Origin of the sequence: Clostridium saudiense (assembly GCF_000577815.1) — a bacterium.
GTDB classification, from domain to species: Bacteria; Bacillota; Clostridia; order Clostridiales; family Clostridiaceae; genus Clostridium; species Clostridium saudiense.
In genome coordinates, this window is record NZ_CBYM010000011.1 from 74,308 (window position 1) to 97,222 (window position 22,915).

Sequence of the window (22,915 nt, forward strand, 5' to 3'; positions counted from 1 at the left end):
AAATATATAACACATTATATCATAAACTGTTCCTACTGTGTCATAATATAATAATGGAAAATTACTTTAAAGAAAAATAGAGGATATTGCCTATGCAATATCCTCTATTTTTCTTTATTATTTTTAATTTTTTTAGAAACGTACATATACTCCATTATCTTCTTTTTATCATATAATAGCTTTTTATCAAGAACAGTTGTCATCAATACTTGTGCCAAATATTCTGAATCATGTTTTACATATCCCTTAGTTATTTTAACCAAATCTGTTTCTACTACCTTAACACCTAAGTCCTTTATATTATCATAATCTAGCTCAACTAATTTAGAACCTTCACTTAAATATCTTTCCTCTATATCCTTAGGAATTGTCCCATTATTTGCAATAACATATTCAACACTATTTTTACCACTATACTTCATTAACGTTTTTATATGATCAGAAACAGTAAAATCATCAGTTTCCCCCGGTTGAGTCATTACGTTAGAAATATAAATTTTAATTGCATCACTTTTATTTATACACTCTGCAATATCCTCTACTAAAAGATTTGGAATTATGCTTGTATACAAACTTCCCGGCCCCATGACTATTGCATCTGCCTCGCTTATAGCCATTAATGCATCTAATAAAGGCTTTGCCTTTTCAGGTTCAATCTTTAAGTTTTTTATTTTACTTTTTTGTTTAATAACTTCATCAGGTATTATAGATTCACCCTCTACAATATTTCCATTTTCAAGTTCTGCAATCAACTTCATATCATCTAAAGTAACTGGTAATACCTTTCCTGTTACAGCAAGTACTGAACTCATTTTTTGAACTGCCGCTTCAAAGTTATCGCTTATCCCATCCATGGCAGCTAAAAATAAATTACCAAAACTTTGTCCCTTTAAAGTTCCTTCTGTAAATCTATATTGAAGTAAATCCTCCATTATTGGCTCAGTATCAGCTAAAGCTAAAATACAGTTTCTTATATCCCCTGGTGGAAGCATTCCAAGGTCAGCTCTAAGTTTTCCTGAGCCTCCCCCATCATCACCAACTGTTACTATTGCCGTTATATTATTAGTATATAATTTAAGTCCTCTCAGCATTGTTGATAAACCTGTTCCCCCACCTATAACAACAATCTTTGGTCCTCCTACATGAACTCTCTTTTCATCAACTAAATCCTCAATATTTTTATCAGTTATAGTTATTTTAATTTTTTCATTATTTATTAATGCAATAAACGACTTTATAAATTCTGATAAAGCTATATACATAATTAAAAGTCCTATTAAGCTTAGAAATAAGTATAAAACTTTAAATGCTATACTTTCTCCTACCTGTGAAAAAATTTCAATAAACCCTACTACCGATAAAACCATACCAATAAAGCCTAAAAAAATCCATCGTTTAATTTTTATACCAGGCTTCATCAAAAACTCCATTATCATAGTTTTTTATCCCCTTTATGAACATCTTCCTTAATATCTCTATGTTCTATATAAACATCATAATTTTTTTCATGTAAATTCTTATAAATTTCATTTGCAATAGCAACTGATCTATGTCTTCCCCCTGTACATCCTATTGATATAATAAGCTGTCTCTTTCCTTCTTTTTTATAATTAGGAATTAAAAATTCTAACATATCAGTTAGCTTATATAAAAAGTTCTTTGTTTCATCTTGTTCTAAAACATAGTCTTTAACTGGAGTATCTAATCCTGAGAAAGGCTTTAATTCCGGTATATAGAATGGATTTGGTATAAATCTAACATCAAAAACTAAATCAGAATCAACAGGTATACCATATTTAAATCCAAAACTTAATACTGTAATAGACATTTGCTTTTCTGGAAGAGTTTCATCACCAAAATACTTAGTCATTTCTTCTCTTAAATCTCCAATTTTATATTTTGATGTATCTATAATGATATCTGCTTTATCCTTAACCTCTCTTAATTTTTCTCTTTCTAACTCTATTCCAGTTATAACTCTTCCTCCACCTGATAATGGATGGCTTCTTCTCTTTTCTTTAAATCTCTTTACTAAAACTTCATCAGTTGCATCTAAAAATAGTATTTCATACTTAAATTGATCTTTTTCTAGTTCTCTTAAACTTTGGAATAAATCATTAAAGAATACTCCACCTCTTATATCTATTACTAATGCAACTTTATCAATTTTACCGTTACTTTGTGAACAAACTTCTGCGAATTTTGTAATTAATGTTGGTGGTAAATTATCTACACAAAAATATCCCATATCCTCTAAACTTTTTGTAGCTTCTGATTTACCTGCACCTGATAAACCTGTTACTATAATGAATCTCATATAATACCTCCAAAAACTTCTGCTTTATTTAATCTTATGATATAACTTTACTAACTCTGAACTTATATAATTCTGTATAGAATAATTATATCAAAACAACTTTGCTTTTACACGATTTAATTAACTAAATGTAATATTTAGAACACTTCATAAATTATTTTTAATGAAACTCCTTCTCCTATCCGTCGAATGAGTAAGTTTGCCTTGCCAAATATAAAATTTGGAGGCTCAATTATATCAAAACAACTTTGCTTTTACACGATTTAATTGAGTAAATAGAATATTTAGAAACCTTCACGAATTATTTTTAATGAAACTCCTTCTCCTATTCGTCGAATGAGTAAGTTCTCCTTGCCAAATATAAAATTTGGAGGCTCACTTATATCAAAACAACTTTGCTTTTACACGACTTAATTGAGTAAATCTAGGCATAAAAAAAGTTGCCCTAAGGCAACCTTTTACTCTTCACCAATTATTCTAACTTCTGGATGAAGCTCTACTCCAAATTGTCTCTTAACTTCATCTTGAATATATTTTATTAAATCAGTTATATCTTTAGCTGTAGCATTTCCTTTATTGATTACAAATCCTGAATGTTTTTCAGAAACTGCTGCTCCTCCTATAGAATAACCTTTTAAGCCTGCATCTTGAATAAGTTTTCCTGCAAAGTACCCTGTAGGTCTCTTAAATGTACTTCCTGCTGATGGATATTCAAGTGGTTGTTTTGATTCTCTTTTATTTGTTAAATCATCAACCAACTCTTTTATTGTCTTTACTTGCCCCTTTTCTAATTTAAACACAGCTGATAATACTGTATATCCTTTTTTCATAACTATTGATGATCTATATCCAAAGTCTAAATCCTTATTTGAAAGTCTTACAATATTGCACTCTTCATCAATTATTTCAGCACTTTCTATAACATGAGCTATTTCTCCATCATAAGCACCTGCATTCATAAATACGGCTCCACCTATAGTTCCTGGAATTCCACAAGCAAATTCAAATCCAGTTAATGAATTTTCCATAGCTTTATCAGAAACTGCTTTAAGCATAGCTCCACACTCTGCTTCTATTTTATCTCCATCTACAATAATAGTGTTAACTTCTTTTAAAGAAATTACAACACCTCTAAATCCACCATCTCTAACTAGTATGTTAGAACCATTTCCTATTAAATAAAAAGGAATTTTGTTTTCCTTACAAACTTCAACACTCTTTATTACCTGCTCTTTTGATTTTGGAATCAATAATATATCTGCTGGCCCACCAACTTTAAAATTAACATAACTACTTAGTTTCTCATCTATCTTAATATCATTTTCATCATAAAATTTCCCAAACAACCCTACAAATTTATCGTATTTATTCATGACAAGCTCCTTAAAATTATAAAATATTTACAATTTAATAGTATAAATTAATTTATACTATTAAACAAGTGATTTAGCTTTAATTATTACCATTAAAGTAATTATAAATACTTTGTGCTGATTTTTTATCTATAGATTGTGTATCTAAAAGTTCTTCTATCGTTGCCTTCTTTATGTTATCAACGCTTCCAAACTTCATTAATAATGCTCTTCTTCTTTTTTCTCCAACATTAGGTATATCATCTAAAATTGAATGTAAAGTTCTTTTATCTCTTAAGCTTCTATGATATGTTATTGCAAATCTATGCACCTCATCTTGAATTCTTCTAATAAGCTGCATTAAATTTGATCCTCTATTTATAATCAGCTCTTTATTATTATATACTATCCCCCTTGTTTGGTGTTTATCATCCTTAACTAGTCCACAAACTGGAATATCTATATTTAACGATTTTAACACCTCTAAAGCAATATTAACTTGACCTTTTCCACCATCCATCATTATTAAATCAGGAAATGTTGAAAATTTTCCTGCTGATAGCTTTAAATCTCTTTGTTGAATAGCTTTTATTTCATCTAACCCATGATTAAATCTTCTAGTTAATATTTCACGCATACTATCATAATCATTGGCACCCTTAACTGTTTTTATCTTAAATCTTCTATAATCACTATTCTTTGCTCTTCCTTCTTCAAATACAATCATTGTTCCAACAGAATCTACACCCTGTATATTAGAAATATCATATGCTTCTATTCTAGAAGGCCATTCATCTAAACTTAATAGCTCTTGAAGTTCTAATAAAGAAACTCTATTTAATTCTTTATCTTTTAAATATTTATCTTTAAACTTTTCTAAGGTAATTTGTGCATTATTTTTAACCATTTCAAGCATATCTTTCTTTTGTCCCTTTTGTGGTACTTTAATCCATACCTTAGAACCCCTTTTTATGGTCAAATATTCTTCCATTAATTCTAACTCATTAATTTCTGGTACAAAAATAGTTTTCGGTACCTTTGCTGTTCCTCCATAAAAGGTAGCTATGAATTCTTCTATTATTTCACCAATTCCTTCATTTGCAGTATTTTCAAATATGAAATGCTCTCTTCCGATTATCTTACCATCTCTAGAGAAAAATACTTGAATACAACTATCTTTTTCATCTTGCTCTATATTAATAAAATCTTCGTCACCTTCCATAGTTTTAAAAATCTTTTGCTTTTCAACTATAGCTTCTATAGATAATATTTTATCTCTCAATGCTGCTGCTTTTTCAAATTCTAATTCTTCAGCGGCTCTTTCCATTTCATCCTTTAGCATTTTAGTTACATAAGTTTCTTTACCACTTAAAACATCTATTATATCACTAATCATCTTCCTATATTCTTCTTTAGTAATATGGCCACCACATGGCCCAAAGCATTTTTTAATATGATAATTCAAACAAGGTCTTACCTTCTCTCCATTTTCTCTTATTGCAAGTTTACAAGTTCTTAATGGAAATATCTTATATATTAAATTAATAGTTTCATAAACTGCTGCCCCATTAGTGTAAGGTCCAAAATATTTGCTTCCATCCTTAGCAAAATTTCTAGTAACAAACACCCTTGGATAATCATCTTTTATAGTTATTTTTATGAATGGATAAAACTTATCATCCTTTAGCAGAATATTATACTTAGGACTATACTTTTTTATTAAGTTGCACTCTAAAATTAAAGCCTCCATTTCTGAATCTGTAACAATATACTCAAATTCGGAAATATTTTTAACCATTACACGCACTTTTTCAGAATGATTTTTTGAGTTTTGAAAATAACTTTTAACTCTATTTTTTAGTATTTTTGCTTTTCCTACATAAATTACTTCCCCTAAAGAATTTTTCATTAAATATACTCCAGGTTTATCTGGCAAATTCTTTAAATGATATTCAAAATCAAACATTTTAGAATCCTCCCCTCTTTAGTTTAGTAGATAATAATTAAGAGTTAAAGGTTACTCTAAGCAAACCTAAACTTAATTATACTTAAGCTTGCTTTTGTCCCCCTTAACTCTTATATTAGCACATAATTTTTTTATTTATTTTAATAGCCTAAAACCGCCTGTCTTACAACTTTACTTGCAACAGTTGCTGCTTTACCTGAACCAGTTCCACCATTTTCAACAATTACTGCAACTGCTATTTGTGGATCGTCCATTGGTGCTACAGATATAAACCAACTATGTGGTGTTGCTTCGCTACCATCTGGTAAAGTATAATCAGCAGTACCTGTTTTCCCTCCAGCATTAGTTCCTTCAAATGCTGGCCACTTACTTAAATTACTGTTAACTAAATTAACCATATAATCTTGTATTGTTTCTGCTATATCACTAGACATGACTTGTTTTAATTGTTTATCATCAATAGTTTTAACTACATTTTGATCTTTATCTACTATAGCCTTAACAAGTTTAGGCTGCATCATTACTCCATCATTTCCAACTGTAGCTGCAACTAAAGCCATTTGCATAGGTGTTGCTAAAACACTACTTTGGCCTATACCACTTTGTGCTATATTCCCAATTTCTGAACTATCTAAAGATGGAAATCTACTTGCAGTTATAGATATACCTGGCCCTTTTATTACAGAGTTGAATCCATAATCCTCTGCAGTAGATTTAAGTGCATCATTTCCTAATTCCATAGCTAATGTACCAAATACAACATTACTTGATACTTTATATGCTTGCTTTAAGTCTATTGAACCATAAGCATTATTTCCAAAGTTACTTAAAGATCTTCCATCAGGAAATTTAATTTTTCCTTCATCACTAAAAGTTCTATCAACTACTGATGGAATATTTTCTAATGCGCTTGTTAATGTTACAGTCTTAAATACAGATCCTGGAGGATATAATCCATTGATTGCCCTATTTATTAACGGTGAGTCTTCTCCACTTCCACTATTAGCTGCATTCATTTCATCTGCTAAATTATTAGGATTAAATGTTGGTTTTGATACCATTGCTAATATTTCTCCTGTTTTAGGATCTAATGCAACTACAGCACCTTTATTATTACCTAATGCATCTGATGCCACTTGTTGAAGTGTTGTATCTAATGTAGTTACAACTCCATTTCCTACCTTAGCGTCTTCTTCTGTTAGTAAGCTAAAATCTATCTTATCTTTAAATTCTTTAAAATTCTCTGTAAAGTTAAAGCTTCCTGTACTTTCCTTATCGCTCTTTATATTTTCTACTAACCCATTTAAATCAATAGTATCTAAGAACTTTCTGAAATTATTACCAAAAGCATTATAAGTAGTTAATTCACTATCATACTCTTCTTCAAGACCAGTAGTTCCATATACAGCACTTGTATAACCTAATGCATGCACATATAAATTACCATATAAATAATCTCTTTTTTGTGAAGTTTGATTTAACCTTTCACTTGTAGTTAATGCAGTCCCATTTCTATCATAAATGGTTCCTCTTAAAACTTCATTCTTTTTAGCTATAACCCTTGTGTTACCTGCCATTTCATTAATTTTAGGACTTTTAATTAGCTGAAAATATGCAATATAGGATATCAATGCTATAAAGAAAACTAAGAAAACTGTCATTACATGCTTAACACTTTTTGCTAAATCATTCATATCCTATGCCTCCTCTGATATTTTTTGTAATATTCCTAATGCAAAGAATATTGTTAATACTGATGAACCACCATAACTTATAATAGGCAATGTTATACCTGTTAATGGGATAACAGCAAATATTCCTCCTATTATAACTAATGTTTGACATGCTATCATTGTACTAAAACCAACTGCAATCAATTGTGAATAACTGTCTTTTGTAACAAATGCTGCTCTTATACCTCTATAAAATAATAGGAAATATATTATCATTAATCCAATTGCAAAAATTATTCCAAATTCCTCACATATAATTGCATAAATCATATCACTTTCTTTAACAGGCAAATTTTCAAAATGACCTTGCCCTAATCCAACTCCAAAAAGTCCGCCTGCAGCAATAGAATACATTCCTTCAACTATTTGATAAGATGATCCTAATGCATACTTCCATGGATCTAACCAAATCTTAACTCTTTCTCTTACATGCCCAAACATAGCATATCCAGCTACTGATCCTATAGCTGCTAATCCTAAAGCAGTAAATACATATTTTCTCTTTGATGTTGCAACATAAAGTAATGTTATTGAAATACCAAAGAATATTAAGGCACTTCCTAAATCTCTTTGAAGCACCATACACCCCATTGAAAACCCTGCAACTAATGCTGGTTGCCATAATTGCTTGGCATCTCCTTTAAAGTTATTTTTAGCTTCATAACTTGATAATGCAGCTGCTAAATATAATACTAATGCAATCTTTCCAAATTCTGAAGGCTGAAAAGATATCGGTCCTATTATTATCCAGTTCTTTGCCCCATATAATTCTGTACCGAATATTAATGCTAATGGCATTAATATTAAAGTTATTATCATATATATATTCTTATATTTTACAAAACTCTTTAAGTCTGGCAATATTACTACTATCAATATATAGGCTATTATTCCTAAAGATATCCAAACTAATTGTTTAATAGCTGTAACTGTATTTATTCTATATAATGTTGCTACTCCTACTACTGCTAATACACTTGCAAAAATTAAAATAAATTTATCGCCATCTGGATAAAACCTTCTAATTACAAAGTGGGAATAGCCTATTAATACACATAAGACTACCCCCATTATTAATGCAAATTTGTCAAAAGGTTGTTGTAAAAAACCTAATGCTGTGAAAAGTAGTAAGCATAGCAGATATACTAATCTAAGTAATCTTTTTTCTCGCTTTATTGCTTTCATATCATCACCTCTATTATCTGCCTGACTTTAAAACTTTAAAAATAGCACTTCCTATTTTTACTTCATCATCAGCAACTAGCTTATACTTTTCCTGTATTCTTTCATTATTTACATATACACCATTGGTACTATTTAAGTCTTCAACATATAAATTATTATTTTTAGCATATATTTTTGCATGGTTACCTGATACAAAAGGCTCGGTTAATACTATTGTATTTTCTGGCTTTCTACCTAATGTAATAATTCCTCTTATAGGAACTACTGACCCCTGTTCTAATGTAGAATTAACTCCAGTTTGAATAACCTCAATACCATATCTTATACCTGAGCTATTATTTCTTGCTTTTCCACCAGTCTTAACATCTTTATACATTATCTTTAACGCATAATATATAATGACATATAATAAAATTATGAAAACTATACCAAATGTAAAAGTAACCAACTTTCCAAAACTCATACCTTCACCTCAAATTAACGTATATTTACCATTATATATTAAATCTTATTGTAAAAAATAACAAGTCATCTAAGACTAACTTAATAACTTCTTAAGATATTTCCCTGTGTGTGATTTGTCGTTTTTAACTATTTCTTCTGGTGTTCCTTGCGCTACTAATGTACCACCTTTATCTCCACCTTCTGGCCCTAAATCTATTATATAATCGGCACATTTTATCATATCTAAATTATGTTCTATAACAACAACTGTATTTCCCGCTTCAACTAATCTTTGTAGTATTTCAACTAATCTACTAACATCATCTACATGAAGTCCTGTTGTTGGTTCATCTAAAATATATAAAGTCTTTCCAGTACTTCTCTTTGATAATTCAAATGCAAGCTTAATTCTTTGAGCCTCACCACCTGATAATTGAGTTGAAGGTTGACCTAATCTAACATATCCTAATCCTACATCTTTTAGTGTTTGAATCTTATTTTTTATCCTTGGAATATTTTCGAAGAATTCTAATGCCTCTTCTACAGTCATATTTAAGACATCATCAATATTCTTACCTTTATATTTAACTTCAAGAGTTTCTCTATTATATCTCTTTCCTTTACATACTTCACATGGAACATATACATCAGATAAGAATTGCATTTCTATTTTTATTATTCCATCACCAGAACATGCTTCGCATCTTCCACCTTTTACATTAAAGCTAAATCTTCCTGGCTTATATCCTCTCATCTTAGCCTCTGGAGTTTGTGAGAATAATTCTCTTATTATGTCAAATGTACCTGTATATGTTGCTGGATTTGAACGTGGAGTTCTGCCTATAGGACTTTGATCAATATCTATAATCTTATCAATATTTTCATATCCTGTGATATCTTTAAACGCACCAGTTGGGTTTTTACTCTTATTAATTATTTTATTTAATCCTTTATAAAGTATTTCATTTACTAATGTACTCTTACCAGAACCTGAAACACCTGTAACCATTGTTAAAACTCCTAATGGGAATTTAACATTTAAATTTTTAAGATTATTTTCCTTAGCACCAGTTACAGTAATAAAATTTCCATTACCTTCTCTTCTTACCTCAGGAACTTTAATTGATTTTTCTCCTGTTAAATATTGACCTGTAATTGATTCTTTACATGCCATAATTTCATCAACTGGACCTGCTGCAATTATTTGACCACCATGTTCTCCTGCTCTTGGTCCTATATCTACTATATAATCTGCTTCTCTCATAGTATCTTCATCATGCTCAACAACTATAACTGTATTTCCTACATCTCTTAAGTTTTTTAAAGTTTGAATTAATTTATCATTATCTCTTTGATGTAATCCAATACTAGGTTCATCTAGTATATATAAAACTCCCATTAATGCTGATCCAATTTGAGTAGCAAGTCTAATTCTTTGTGCTTCCCCACCAGAAAGAGTTCCTGAACTTCTTGAAAGATTTAAATAGTCTAATCCAACATTAACTAAGAATTGTAATCTGCTTTTTATTTCTTTTACTATTTGATCACTTATAATTCTTTCCTTTTCAGATAATGTAATTGAATTTATAAACTCAAGCTCTTCCTTAATTGACATTTTAGTAAATTCATATATATTTTTATCTCCAATAGTAACCGCTAAAACTTCTTTGTTAAGTCTAGCCCCTTTACATTTCGGACAAGCATTGTTGCTCATATATTGTTCTATTTCACCTTTTATAACATCTGAGTTAGTTTCTTTATATCTTCTTATAAGTGAATTAATTTCTCCATCATAAGAATATGCGTATTTTGCCTTTACTCCATCCTTAGTATAAATAACAGATAACTTATGTCCATTAGTTCCATATAATAATAAATCTAAATGTTCTTTAGATAATTCCTTTACTGGCCTATTTAAATCTAAATCATACTCTTTACTTAATGCTTGCAGTATAGCATATGTCCATGAATCTTCCTTTAGTCTTCCTTCTCCCCAAGTAGCTATAGCCCCTTCCATAACACTTAGGTTTTTATTCGGAATTACTAAGTTTGGATCTATTTCCATTAAAGTTCCTAAACCATCACATTTGTCACATTTTCCATATGGTGCATTAAATGAAAACATTCTTGGTTCAAATTCTTGTATGCTAATTCCACAATCAGCACATGCAAAATTTTCACTAAATAATATATCTTTATCACCAATTACATTTATTATAACTAGACCTTCTGCTAATTTTAATGCAGCTTCTAGTGAATCACTTAATCTACCTTCAATTCCTTCTTTAATTACAAGCCTATCAACAACTGCTTCAATATTATGCTTTTTAGTCTTTTCAAGTTTTATTTCATCTTCAGCTAATTCATATATTTCGCCATCTACTCTTGCTCTTACATATCCATTTTTCTTTATATTATCTAATATTTTTTCATGAGTCCCTTTTTTTCCTCTTATAATTGGAGCTAAAACTTGAATTTTAGTTCTATCCCCAAGAGCCATTACTTGATCCACAATTTGATCAACAGACTGCTGACTTATTACCTTTCCACATTTAGGACAATGTGGAATACCTATTCTTGCATATAGCAATCTTAAGTAATCATAAATCTCAGTAATTGTCCCCACTGTAGATCTTGGATTTTTGCTAGTTGTTTTTTGATCTATTGATATTGCTGGTGATAAACCTTCAATATAGTCAACATCAGGCTTATTCATTTGCCCTAAAAATTGTCTTGCATAAGCAGATAAAGATTCAACGTATCTTCTTTGTCCTTCAGCATATAACGTATCAAATGCTAAAGAAGATTTACCTGAACCAGATAATCCAGTAAATACTATTAATTTATCTCTGGGAATTTCTAAGGAAACATTTTTTAAATTATGTACTCTTGCACCTTTTACTATAATCTTATCTTTCATTTTTCTACCCTCTTCGATATACTTCATTATTTTATTTTTGTCATAATTTCTTTTCTTTAATCTCGAACAAATATTCTCTTTATTATATTTTAGGTTTATTGAAATTTATTGTCAATAAAATTCATGATTAATATTTATACGATTATAATTTGGTTTTTATATCTTTGCATCATCCAACATACTTACTTAAAGTCTCAATAATATTTTTTTCTTGTATATCATCTGTTTATAAAAAAATACAAGCAAATACTTTTCTTTAAATTTGCTTGCATTAATTATAACTATTTTTATCTTATTTCCATAAAATTTGTATTATTAATTCTTCGTTTTTTAAAGTGGAATTTATACTATATCCTAATTTTTCTACTAAGACCTTAGTTATATACAACCCTAATCCTGTATTTCTATCACTTCTTGATTTATCCACAGTATAAAATCTATCAAATAATTTATCCACATTTTCTTCTGTTAAAGCTGTTGTCTTGTTAATAAACTCTGTTATTATTACATCATCCTTTTGTTTCAAAGTAATTTTTACATAACTTTCACCATGTTTAATCATATTTCCTATTAAATTAGTAAAAATTCTTGTAATAGCTCCTTCATCTGATATAATATCTCTAACATTTTCATCTACTTCAATAATCGGATTAATATTATTATTAATAAAATCATTGTAAAATGCAGCTATATTTTCGCATAATATGTTTTTTAAATTTACCTTTTTATAATTAAAGTTATACTCATTTCCCTCTATTCTAGATAAATCATAAAAGCTACTAATAAGATGCTGCAATGATTTTGCCCTATTTTCTACAATATCTATATACTCATTTTTTTCCTCTTCTGATATGCCTTCTAATCTTATCATTTGCAAATATCCCATTATTGATGTTAATGGTGTTCTTAAATCATGTGACATATTCGATATACTAGCTCTTAATTCTTCTTCATTTTTGTTTTTTTCTGCCACAATCTTTTGTTTTGAGTCAAATATTAGATTTATATCTTCCACTAAACCTTCTACATCTTTATCTACAGATTTGGTTTTTATATTTGCATATTCATCTAAATTATTATTAATTTGCTTACTTATTCTTCTAAACTCTCTTTTATATCCTATAATAACAGCTATTAAAACAATAATTATTGCTATTAAAATACATGTTATTCCCATATTTTCTCCTATTCTATATATCAATTCATTATATATACCCCTAGATATACTCATCTATAATTAAACCTCTTAATCTATTTGCATATGAATTCAAATCTAATTTTATAAATATCAAAATTCAATTTATTCTTTAAGTATATTATATACTCTATGCTTAATCCTTCCAACACTATATAAATATAAGCAAATTACCTCAATAGAATATTCTAAAAAATGAATATTCCACAGAGGCAACTCTTCTATAATCTATTAAACTTTTCACTACCTATATTATTCAATACCTTAATTGAAACAAATAAAGCTATTAAAAATATAATTAATACTGAACTTAAAATAATCATCATATTTGTAATATTGAATACTTTAACTAATACAACTGATACTGCTACAACTACTAATATTAATATCAATATTCCCAAAATAGTAATCATTACACTTGCGCTTTGCTTTACTACTGTTGTTGGATTTGTCCACTCCATCTTTGGAAAATATAAATTAATTATTATTCCTAATATAGCTGATACAATTGCAAATACTATACTAATTACTAAGTTAAATATTAAATACTTTATATCAAACTTTAATCCTATATAAAAAAATACATTTGCTATAATTGATGCTGGAATTGTTATTATTAAATTAGTTATTATTTTACCCTTAAAGATATCATTAGGTTCTATTGGCAATGATTTTAATATCCATAACCTATTTCCTTCTAATGATATTGATGAATTTGTTGTACAAGATAGTCCAATAGTAAATACTAAGAAAACTAATATTGCAACTGGAATCATATTAGCTATCTCAGGATACCCCAAAAATTCCACTAACGTTTCTTTACTTACAAATAACGTTGCAATGGATGCTGCAACTAATAATACCATCCCAAACGCTGTATTCATAACATAAATAGGTGTTGCAAAGTATCTTCTTAGTTCTTGCGTAATCAATGATTTTATTACACTGCTTGCTTCTAACTTTGACACCTTATAATTTGCCTTTTTATAGCTTTCTGATAATTTCCCATTTATAACTTTAAATGTCTTACTAAATACCAAAATAAATATTAAAAATGGAACTATTGATATTAGTATAAACTTTATTAAAGCAAATATATCATAATTTACTAAAGCTTCTTTTAAATACATTGCTGGTAGATATATGCTAGATAGTCCTTTTACTATTGAGTCACTATTTGCAATAAATTCATTAATATAATTTTGCATATTCATTGAAAGCATCATAATTAATAAAAATGCTATCATACCAACAACTGTAGTTACTATATTTTTATGCTTAAATCTTGATGATACAAATGTTATAGCAACAGCTATTATTGAAGCTGATATTATTGGAATCATTGGTATAAATATTAATCCTATTATTAATATAATGAAGAAAATCCATGACAAACTTCCATTATAGATAAAATATACTATTGAAGCCGGTACTATTACAAGTGCTGTTCCTATATAGTTTATAGACATTAAACTTAATATTTTACTAGTTAATATTGTACTATTTCTTATAGGTAAAGCCATTAATAAATCGTAATCTTTTGAACTAAATAATGTTCCTTGCGCTTTATATATTGATGTTATAAAGCTTAAAATACATGAAAATAATACAGCAACTATTAATATTAAATCTAAATATCCCATTGGTTTTAATACTGTAGCTAACGCTATTGAATATGTGGTTGACATAAAACATATTACTGCTGCTATTAATAACAATGTAGCTGTAGTAATTAATAACTTCTTCTTTTCATTAGAAGTGCTAACCCCTTTAGATAAAGAATTAATTCCTGTGCTATTTATAAATGAATTTTTTAATAAAATAAATAAATTACTCATTATCAATCAACTCCATAAATACTTCTTCTAAAGAATTATTACCTTTAACTTGTTCAGTGCTACCAACTGCAACTATTTTCCCATCTTTAATAATTGCAATCTTATCACATAATTTTTCTGCTACCTCTAATACATGAGTTGAAAAGAATATTGCACTACCCTCATTACAAAGTTCTCTCATTATTTCTTTAAGTGTATGAGAAGCCTTAGGATCTAATCCAACAAATGGCTCATCTAATATTAATAACTTTGGTTTATGAATTAATGCTGATATTACTGCTAACTTTTGTTTCATACCATGGGAATATGAAGAAATTAAATCCCCTAAATATTTAGTTAACTCAAGCTTATCTCCATAATATTTAATTAATTTCTCTCTTTGTTCTTTACTTATTTTATAAATATCTGCAATAAAGCTTAAATATTGTATTCCAGTTAAAGCTTCATAAAGATCTGGATTATCTGGAATATATGCCATTACTTTTTTACATTCTATAGGATTTTTCTTAATAGATTTACTATCTATTAATATATCCCCTTCACTAAATTCTAATATTCCAACTATAGATTTAATCGTTGTTGTTTTTCCTGCACCATTGTGACCTATAAATCCAAATATCTCCCCACTATTTACAGTTAAAGATATATTATCAACTGCTTTTTTGCCCTTTGAATATTCTTTTGAAAAGTTCTTTATTTCTAACATACTATTTCTCCCCTTATACTTATTCCCCTTTTTATAATATCCTTATAAATTTGAAACTAATGTAAAAATTTGAATAACTATAGCTAATAATGATAAAATTATATTCCTTTTTATTTCTGCTGATTTACCATTTCCATTGGGTAAAAAACCAAGTCCATATAGCCCAATTGGTATAATAACAGCAATTATCTTTGGCATATAATTTTGTAATTTACCACTAACTGAAATCTGCATTCCTACTTTATTAGGTAATATAATAAATGATATAATTCCTAAAATAAAAATAACTATCCCAAAGCCTAATTTAATGATCTTTTCTAATTTACTATTAATCATTTTTAATCTACTAACCTTTCTTATTTGATATCTTGCGACTTAAATATTTTTATTCCCACAAATAACGAAATTGCTATTGTTACTAATGAAATTATTACTGATCTTAACAAATCTCCATTTCCTGCTTTAATTGAAGTTGCTAATGCTGAATTATAAAATGGTAATACCTCATAAACTCTATCGAACCAAGGATATATTCCGTATAAAAATCCAGCTAACGTAGGAATCCCTATAAATATTGCTACTGTTATTCCTATTGTAGCTCCATTACTTTTTACTAATGTTGCTATAATCATAGCTAATGCTGCTACTGCTGAACCTGCAATAACTGATGCAACAAATGTTTTTATCATTCCTAATAGTTGTGAAATTTCAAAAGCTTTCCCCCAGCCATTCATGAGCGTTACTACTATGGTTGGTAGGATTGTCATAACAGCTAAAATTATTGTAACTGCTATAACCATAGATACAAATTTTGCTAGATAAAATTCTTCTCTCCTCTTACCGTAAGCTAAGAAATTTTTAATTGTACCTTGTGAGTATTCTTTTGCTATTAATGCTCCTACTAATATACCTATTATTATTTCTATAACTCCTGACCCAAATGAAGCATGGTATACTTCTATTGAAGTTGGATTCATCATATCTTTAGCTTGTAACTGAATTCCTAGTTGGCCTGGTGTTACTATTGCTTCACTTTCAGACATACTTGTTAATTGTTCCATAAGAACCTCTTTTTGATCTTGTGGCATATTTCCTAAACTATCATTAAGTATTTTTTCAAAAACCGATGAACACATAACTACTGTCAATGTAGATAATAAAACTGCAACACATATTAGTACTTTAAATGTTCTATTTTTAAATAGCTTATATAATTCTGCTTGTATTGCTTTAAGCATTTAAAACACCTCCAACTTTATTCATAAAGTATTCCTCCAAATTTTCACCTTTAACACTTATACTTTCAACAATAATTCCGGATCTTGATAATAACGAATTTATTTCACCAACATTATCCAAATTAGAAAATACCTTTATGTTACTATCTTCTAATACCTCATAATCACTTATTCCTAATTCTCTCTCTAACAAAATTACCGCTCTAGCTGTATCATCAACCCTTAAATCTATATATTGTCTACATTTTTCGGATAGTTGCTTAGCTGTAATTTCTTCAATTAATTTTCCATTTGAGATTATTCCATAAGTTGTTGCAAGTTCTGATAGCTCACTTAATATATGGCTTGATATCAATATTGTCATATCTTTTTCTTTATTTATCTTCTTTAATAATTCTCTTATTTCAACAATTCCCATTGGATCAAGTCCATTTATAGGTTCATCTAATATAAGCAATTTAGGATTTCCCATTAGTGCATTTGCAATTCCTAATCTTTGTCTCATTCCTAAAGAAAAGTTCTTAACTTTTTTCTTTTCAACATCTTTTAATCCAACTAATTCTAATACTTCATCTATACATTTCTTTCCTGGTATATTCCTTACCAATCTAGATACTTCTAGGTTTTCTCTTGCCGTCATATTAGTATAAAATGAAGGGGTTTCAATTAAACTTCCAACCATTGTTCTTGCCTTATTTAACTCATTTTCCTCATTTGCCCCTAAAAGCTCTATTTCTCCACCACTTTTATGAATTAATCCTGTAATAAGTCTAATTAATGTTGTTTTACCAGCACCATTTTGACCTATAAATCCATATATATCACCTTTTTTAATAGTCATATTAACATTATCTACAGCCAGTTGTTCACCATATTTTTTAGTAATGTTATATATCTTCAATACAACTTTTTTCATTTTTATTTACCCCCTAAGTATTAATTTATCTATCACTTCTTTTTTTATTTAAATTCTTAATTTACTTACATTGTATATCCATAGTTGTAAGATACCTTAAAGAAAATATTAAGAAAGTATTAAGTTTCAAAGATAAAAAATAAGATTAAAAAATGGTTGGTAGAACTCATTAAATTTTCTACCAACCACTATTTAAATTGTATAATTACATTTTTTAAATATATTATTTCCTATTGTAATTTTCTTTCCTACAAATATTAACTATTCAGACTTTAATTTAAATCCAATTCCCCATACTGTTTGTATATATTCATTTTCCTTATCTATCTTAGATATCTTGGCTCTTAAATTACTAATATGTACATTAACAGTATTATCATCTCCAATGAATTCATCTTTCCAAACTGCCTCAAATAAATTTGCCCTTGTAAACACTTTGTTAGGATTACTAATTAATAGCTCTAATATATCAAATTCTCTAACTGTTAAATTTATGTTTATTCCATTTACCTGTACTTGTCTACTATCTATATCTAAAGTTAAATTTTTATGAGTTAATTTATTATTGCTATTTGTTTTAGAACTAGAAAATGCTTTATACCTTCTTAATTGTGCCTCTACTCTAGCCAAAACTTCATTTATATCAAATGGCTTACTAATAAAATCATCCGCCCCCATTTTTAATACTCCAATCTTATCTTCTGGAGTTGTCTTAGCTGACTCGACTATTATTGGCATTAAATAATTCTTTCTAATTTCCTTTATTAACTCTTCTCCGCATATCCCTGGTAACATTAAATCTAAGATTATAAGATCATATTGACTTTTCTCAATGCACATCTTTGCTTCTGATCCCGAATATGCCCCTCTTACATCATATCCATTTTGACTTAGTATCTTACATAACAGCGCATTTATATCCCAGTCATCTTCAACTACTAATATTTTGTTACTTGCATTCATAAATTCTCCATCCTCTATAACAAATAATTATATAAATTATATCAAAAAATTATATCTCTATAAATTAGTATTACTAAAGCCTGTAGAAATTATTTTCTACAGGCTTTAGTTTATTATTACATTTAATTAATTTTCAACCTTTTTCCTTTTGATACTACATTATTATCTTTATCTAAAACTTGGAATTCAAACATTCCTTCTGTTAAATCTTTTCCTGTTAAATTCTTTGTTCCTTCTAATATTACTGATGTTGATTTGCTATCTTCTAATTTCCCTGTAAAGTCCCACTTATGAGACTCCTGGCCATCATTTTTAACTTTATTAGCAATTAAATTTCCATTTAATGCACCATATTCAATATTTGCATTAGGAGCTAATATTGTTCCCATGAAATAATCCCCAGTACCAACCTTCGCATAATCACTAGTAGTAAATAATTTATCTTCTCTTAAGCTATCATATAAATTCCACAAAACATTATTTTCTTTCCCTATAACTTGCTCTGTGTTTCCATGGTCATTAATTTTAGTTACTAAATTTGCTAAATAATCTTTATCTACACCAGTCATATCTACATTAATAATTAATGTTTGCCCTTCAGCTATATTTATCTTTAGATTTCTCTTATTATTTCCATCACTAATTTCATTAGCTTTAATATTCAAATAATAAAAACTACTATTTCCATCAGTGGTTATCTCTTGATTTTCACCATTTAAGCTCCCTAATTTTACTCCACTTGATGTTGGATTATCTGATAATGCTTTTGAAATTTTTTTCAAATTATCTAATTCAGCATCAATATTTATATACGGCTTTGAACCTTGTTCTTCCTTATATACTTCTATATTTTGAAGTCCAGTACCTCCAATTCCTATACTAACCTTATTTCCATTATCGGTTATCTGTGTTGGAATCTTGTTTCCAATAACAACATTTCCATCACTCTTTATTTGTGTAATATTATCCGCACTATTTTGAATGTAATTCTCCTCATTCAATTTTAATGATGAAGACTGGCTAGCCCCAAATCCTTGTCCCCCTGCATCTAAATCTTTAGTTGCTATATTTCCATTAGTATGAGCTGATAAAATAGCTTCTGTTGAAAAAATATGAAAATCAAATGCTGGTGTAGTATATTAAATACCATCCTTTACATATCTAAAAGTATTTTTGCTCTTATATTCTTCTGTCAATTTCTTAGTTGCATCCAAAACATTTATCGCTTCAAATTCAATTGAACTTTTTGTAATTTCTTCACATTCATCGATTTCAGATATTCCTAATACTTCATCAGTAACTTCAGTTGAATTTTGTATATCATCTATTTTTTCACTATCTTCTTTAACTTCATTAGTATTTTGTATTTCATCTATATTTCCAGAAACCTTATCTGTACTAGATTCTATATTAACTGCTATATTAACTTTTTCTTGTCCAATATTAACGACAATACTATCATTCACTAATTCTTCAACTTCTAAAATTGTGCCAATAATAGAAATATTAATTTCAGACGAATCAACTGCTTTATCATTCAGAGTTAGAGTATATACATTCTGACTATCAATCACAGGATTTGAAGTAAAATACTCTGGTTCATAATTTATTTTTACATTTTTAAAATTTAATGGCAAATCAATATTAACTTCATCTCCAGCTTGTATATTTTTATTGCTATTGGTATATTTTATATCTAATTCTACCTCATCATTTGCACTAAGGTTAACTACTGAATTAATGTCAGTTATCATTGAATTAATTTTTAATACACTTAATATATTTGTATTCAAATTAGTTGCAAATACATTTGAAGTATAAAAAATATTAAACAATAACGTTATTACTAACATTAACGCTACCTTATTTTTTTTCCCCATAACATAATCCCCCCTTATAATAACCATCAGTCAAAATAATCTTATGTAAAATTTTACCAGTCAACTAGTATTATATTCCGTTTTTTTATCAAATAAATAATCCTATATAATAAAATAAAACTACATACTTATGATTAACTCTTCGTATTATTTTTTCACTTTATTCCTTAAGGTTAATAGGGGTATAAAAAAACTGATTCCTACACTAAATAGGAATCAGTTAATATATATTTGCTATGAAATTTATGATGAATGGATATATTGAAACTATATCTATTCATTAAGTTTTCAAAACAGTTCAAACACAGTATATCATATATACAATTATTTTAATTATGAGATTTTTAAATGACTTTCATAAAAATACTTAATGCAATTTCCTAGGAAATTATTTTTCCTTTAAATCATTAATCATATCTCTAAGCTCAGCTGCTCTTTCAAATTGAAGATTTTTAGCTGCATCTTTCATTTCTTCAGTATATTGCTTAATTAACTTCTTCTTTTCTTTCTCAGTTAAAGTAGAAGATTCTTTACTAATCTTATATTCTGAAGATTCCTCTGCAACTTTAGTTGCTTCAATTACATCTCTTATATCCTTAATAATTGTCTTTGGTACAATACCATGCTCCTCATTGTACTTCATTTGGATTTCTCTTCTTCTATTTGTTTCTTTAATAGCTCTATCCATAGACCCAGTCATTTTATCTGCATACATAATTACTTTACTTTCAGAATTTCTAGCTGCTCTACCTATAGTTTGAACCATAGATGTTTCAGAACGTAAAAATCCTTCCTTATCTGCATCTAAAATTGCAACAAGAGCAACTTCTGGAATATCCAGCCCTTCCCTTAATAAGTTTATTCCAACAAGAACATCGAATTCACCTAATCTTAAATTTCTTATTATCTCCATTCTTTCAATAGTCTTTATATCAGAATGCATATAAGTAGTTTTAATACCTAATTCAGTTAAATACTTAGTTAAATCTTCAGCCATTCTCTTAGTTAATGTTGTTACTAAAGTTCTAAATCCTCTTTCTGTTGTTTTAATTATTTCTGCATAAAGGTCATCTATTTGTCCTGTTACAGGTCTAATTTCAACTATAGGATCTAACAGTCCTGTAGGTCTGATTATTTGCTCTGCAATATTAGTCGAATGATCTAATTCATATTGAGCTGGTGTTGCAGAAACAAATATAAGCTGATTAATTTTACTTTCAAATTCATTGAATTTAAGTGGTCTATTATCATAAGCACATGGAAGTCTAAATCCATATTCAACTAATGTATCCTTCCTAGATCTATCCCCTGCATACATTGCTCTACATTGTGGCAAAGTAACATGACTTTCATCTATAAACATTAAATAGTCATCTGGGAAGTAATCTAACAAAGTCTTCGGTGGAGTACCTGGTGCTCTTCCATCTAAAACTCTTGAGTAGTTTTCTATCCCACTACAATATCCCATTTCCTTAATCATTTCTATATCATAATTAGTTCTTTGTCTCAATCTTTGAGCCTCTAATAATTTATCTTGAGATGTTAGCTCTCTTAATCTATCTTCTAATTCATCTTCAATTTGTTTTATTGCCTTATTTAAAGTTTCTTGAGATGCCGCAAAGTGAGAAGCTGGGAAAATAGCAACATGCTCTCTTTCTCCTAATATCTTTCCTGTTAATATATCAAATTCTCTTATTCTATCAATTTCATCACCAAAGAACTCTATTCTAATTCCCTTAGTTGAAGATGAAGCTGGAACAATATCTAATGAATCTCCTCTAACTCTAAATGTACCTCTAGAAAAATCAATATCATTTCTCTCATATTGAATTTCTATAAGCTTCTTAATTATTTCATCCCTTTCCTTTTCCATTCCAACTCTTAAAGAAATAGTTAACTTCTTATATTCATCTGGATTACCTAATCCATATATACAAGATACTGATGCTACTATTATTACATCTCTTCTTTCAAATAATGCTGATGTAGCCGAATGCCTTAGCTTATCTATTTCATCATTTATAGAAGCATCTTTTTCAATAAAAGTATCAGTTTGTGGAACATATGCTTCAGGCTGATAATAATCATAGTATGATACAAAATATTCTACTATATTGTCTGGAAAGAACTCCCTAAACTCTGAACATAATTGTGCTGCTAATGTTTTATTATGAGCTAAAACTATAGTGGGTTTTTGTACCCTTTCTATTATATTTGCCATTGTATATGTCTTACCAGAACCAGTTACCCCTAGTAATGTTT

At 28.4% G+C, this 22,915-nt stretch carries 18 protein-coding genes; all 18 read right to left on the reverse strand.

The window, feature by feature from the left end; translation table 11 throughout:
* Positions 1-104: 104 nt before the first annotated feature.
* Positions 105-1,436, reverse strand: coding sequence for a gluconeogenesis factor YvcK family protein (locus tag TY07_RS07705; RefSeq protein WP_042397651.1), 1,332 nt, complete (start codon positions 1,434-1,436; stop codon positions 105-107).
* On the reverse strand, positions 1,433-2,317 hold the full coding sequence (rapZ, locus tag TY07_RS07710; protein ID WP_042397654.1) for an RNase adapter RapZ: 885 nt from the start codon (positions 2,315-2,317) through the stop codon (positions 1,433-1,435). Before rapZ ends, TY07_RS07705 begins: the two co-directional genes overlap by 4 nt.
* Positions 2,318-2,775: 458 nt before the next feature.
* Entirely contained in the window at positions 2,776-3,690 is a 915-nt protein-coding gene (murB, locus tag TY07_RS07715; protein WP_042397657.1) for a UDP-N-acetylmuramate dehydrogenase, read from the reverse strand.
* A 79-nt stretch (positions 3,691-3,769) separates the two neighbouring features.
* Positions 3,770-5,635: an excinuclease ABC subunit UvrC gene (uvrC, locus tag TY07_RS07720; protein WP_042397661.1), complete on the reverse strand. Its 1,866-nt coding sequence runs from the start codon at positions 5,633-5,635 to the stop codon at positions 3,770-3,772.
* Positions 5,636-5,775: 140 nt separating this feature from the next.
* Positions 5,776-7,329 carry a peptidoglycan D,D-transpeptidase FtsI family protein gene (locus tag TY07_RS07725; protein WP_042397664.1) on the reverse strand — a complete coding sequence of 518 codons (1,554 nt, stop codon included), beginning with the start codon at positions 7,327-7,329 and terminating at the stop codon, positions 5,776-5,778.
* Positions 7,330-7,332: 3 nt separating this feature from the next.
* Positions 7,333-8,553, reverse strand: coding sequence for an FtsW/RodA/SpoVE family cell cycle protein (locus TY07_RS07730; protein ID WP_042397666.1), 1,221 nt, complete (start codon positions 8,551-8,553; stop codon positions 7,333-7,335).
* A 13-nt stretch (positions 8,554-8,566) separates the two neighbouring features.
* Entirely contained in the window at positions 8,567-9,016 is a 450-nt protein-coding gene (locus TY07_RS07735) for an FHA domain-containing protein (protein WP_042397669.1), read from the reverse strand.
* A 75-nt stretch (positions 9,017-9,091) separates the two neighbouring features.
* The gene (uvrA, locus tag TY07_RS07740; RefSeq protein ID WP_042397671.1) at positions 9,092-11,917 is read right to left on the reverse strand and encodes an excinuclease ABC subunit UvrA; all 2,826 of its coding nucleotides are present in this window, start codon (positions 11,915-11,917) and stop codon (positions 9,092-9,094) included.
* 292 nt (positions 11,918-12,209) lie between these two features.
* A complete protein-coding gene (locus TY07_RS07745; RefSeq protein ID WP_242833235.1) occupies positions 12,210-13,148 on the reverse strand; it encodes a sensor histidine kinase in 939 nt (312 codons plus the stop codon).
* 185 nt (positions 13,149-13,333) lie between these two features.
* Positions 13,334-14,950 carry an ABC transporter permease gene (locus TY07_RS07750; protein ID WP_042397674.1) on the reverse strand — a complete coding sequence of 539 codons (1,617 nt, stop codon included), beginning with the start codon at positions 14,948-14,950 and terminating at the stop codon, positions 13,334-13,336.
* Positions 14,943-15,656, reverse strand: a complete 714-nt coding sequence (locus TY07_RS07755; RefSeq protein ID WP_042397677.1) for an ABC transporter ATP-binding protein — start codon at positions 15,654-15,656, stop codon at positions 14,943-14,945. Before TY07_RS07755 ends, TY07_RS07750 begins: the two co-directional genes overlap by 8 nt.
* A gap of 42 nt (positions 15,657-15,698) precedes the next feature.
* Positions 15,699-15,992, reverse strand: a complete 294-nt coding sequence (locus TY07_RS07760; RefSeq protein ID WP_042397680.1) for a hypothetical protein — start codon at positions 15,990-15,992, stop codon at positions 15,699-15,701.
* 20 nt (positions 15,993-16,012) lie between these two features.
* The gene (locus tag TY07_RS07765) at positions 16,013-16,894 is read right to left on the reverse strand and encodes an ABC transporter permease (protein ID WP_042397683.1); all 882 of its coding nucleotides are present in this window, start codon (positions 16,892-16,894) and stop codon (positions 16,013-16,015) included.
* Entirely contained in the window at positions 16,887-17,810 is a 924-nt protein-coding gene (locus TY07_RS07770) for an ATP-binding cassette domain-containing protein (protein WP_042397686.1), read from the reverse strand. The genes TY07_RS07765 and TY07_RS07770 overlap by 8 nt, the downstream gene beginning before the upstream one ends.
* A 261-nt stretch (positions 17,811-18,071) precedes the next feature.
* The gene (locus TY07_RS07775; protein ID WP_042397689.1) at positions 18,072-18,773 is read right to left on the reverse strand and encodes a response regulator transcription factor; all 702 of its coding nucleotides are present in this window, start codon (positions 18,771-18,773) and stop codon (positions 18,072-18,074) included.
* A gap of 122 nt (positions 18,774-18,895) precedes the next feature.
* On the reverse strand, positions 18,896-19,885 hold the full coding sequence (locus TY07_RS07780; protein ID WP_078061310.1) for a choice-of-anchor A family protein: 990 nt from the start codon (positions 19,883-19,885) through the stop codon (positions 18,896-18,898).
* A 27-nt stretch (positions 19,886-19,912) separates the two neighbouring features.
* Positions 19,913-20,653: a hypothetical protein gene (locus tag TY07_RS07785; RefSeq protein ID WP_042397695.1), complete on the reverse strand. Its 741-nt coding sequence runs from the start codon at positions 20,651-20,653 to the stop codon at positions 19,913-19,915.
* Between the two features lie 388 nt (positions 20,654-21,041).
* On the reverse strand, positions 21,042-22,915 hold a 1,874-nt coding region (gene uvrB / locus TY07_RS07790), incomplete at its 5' end, for an excinuclease ABC subunit UvrB (RefSeq protein ID WP_042397716.1).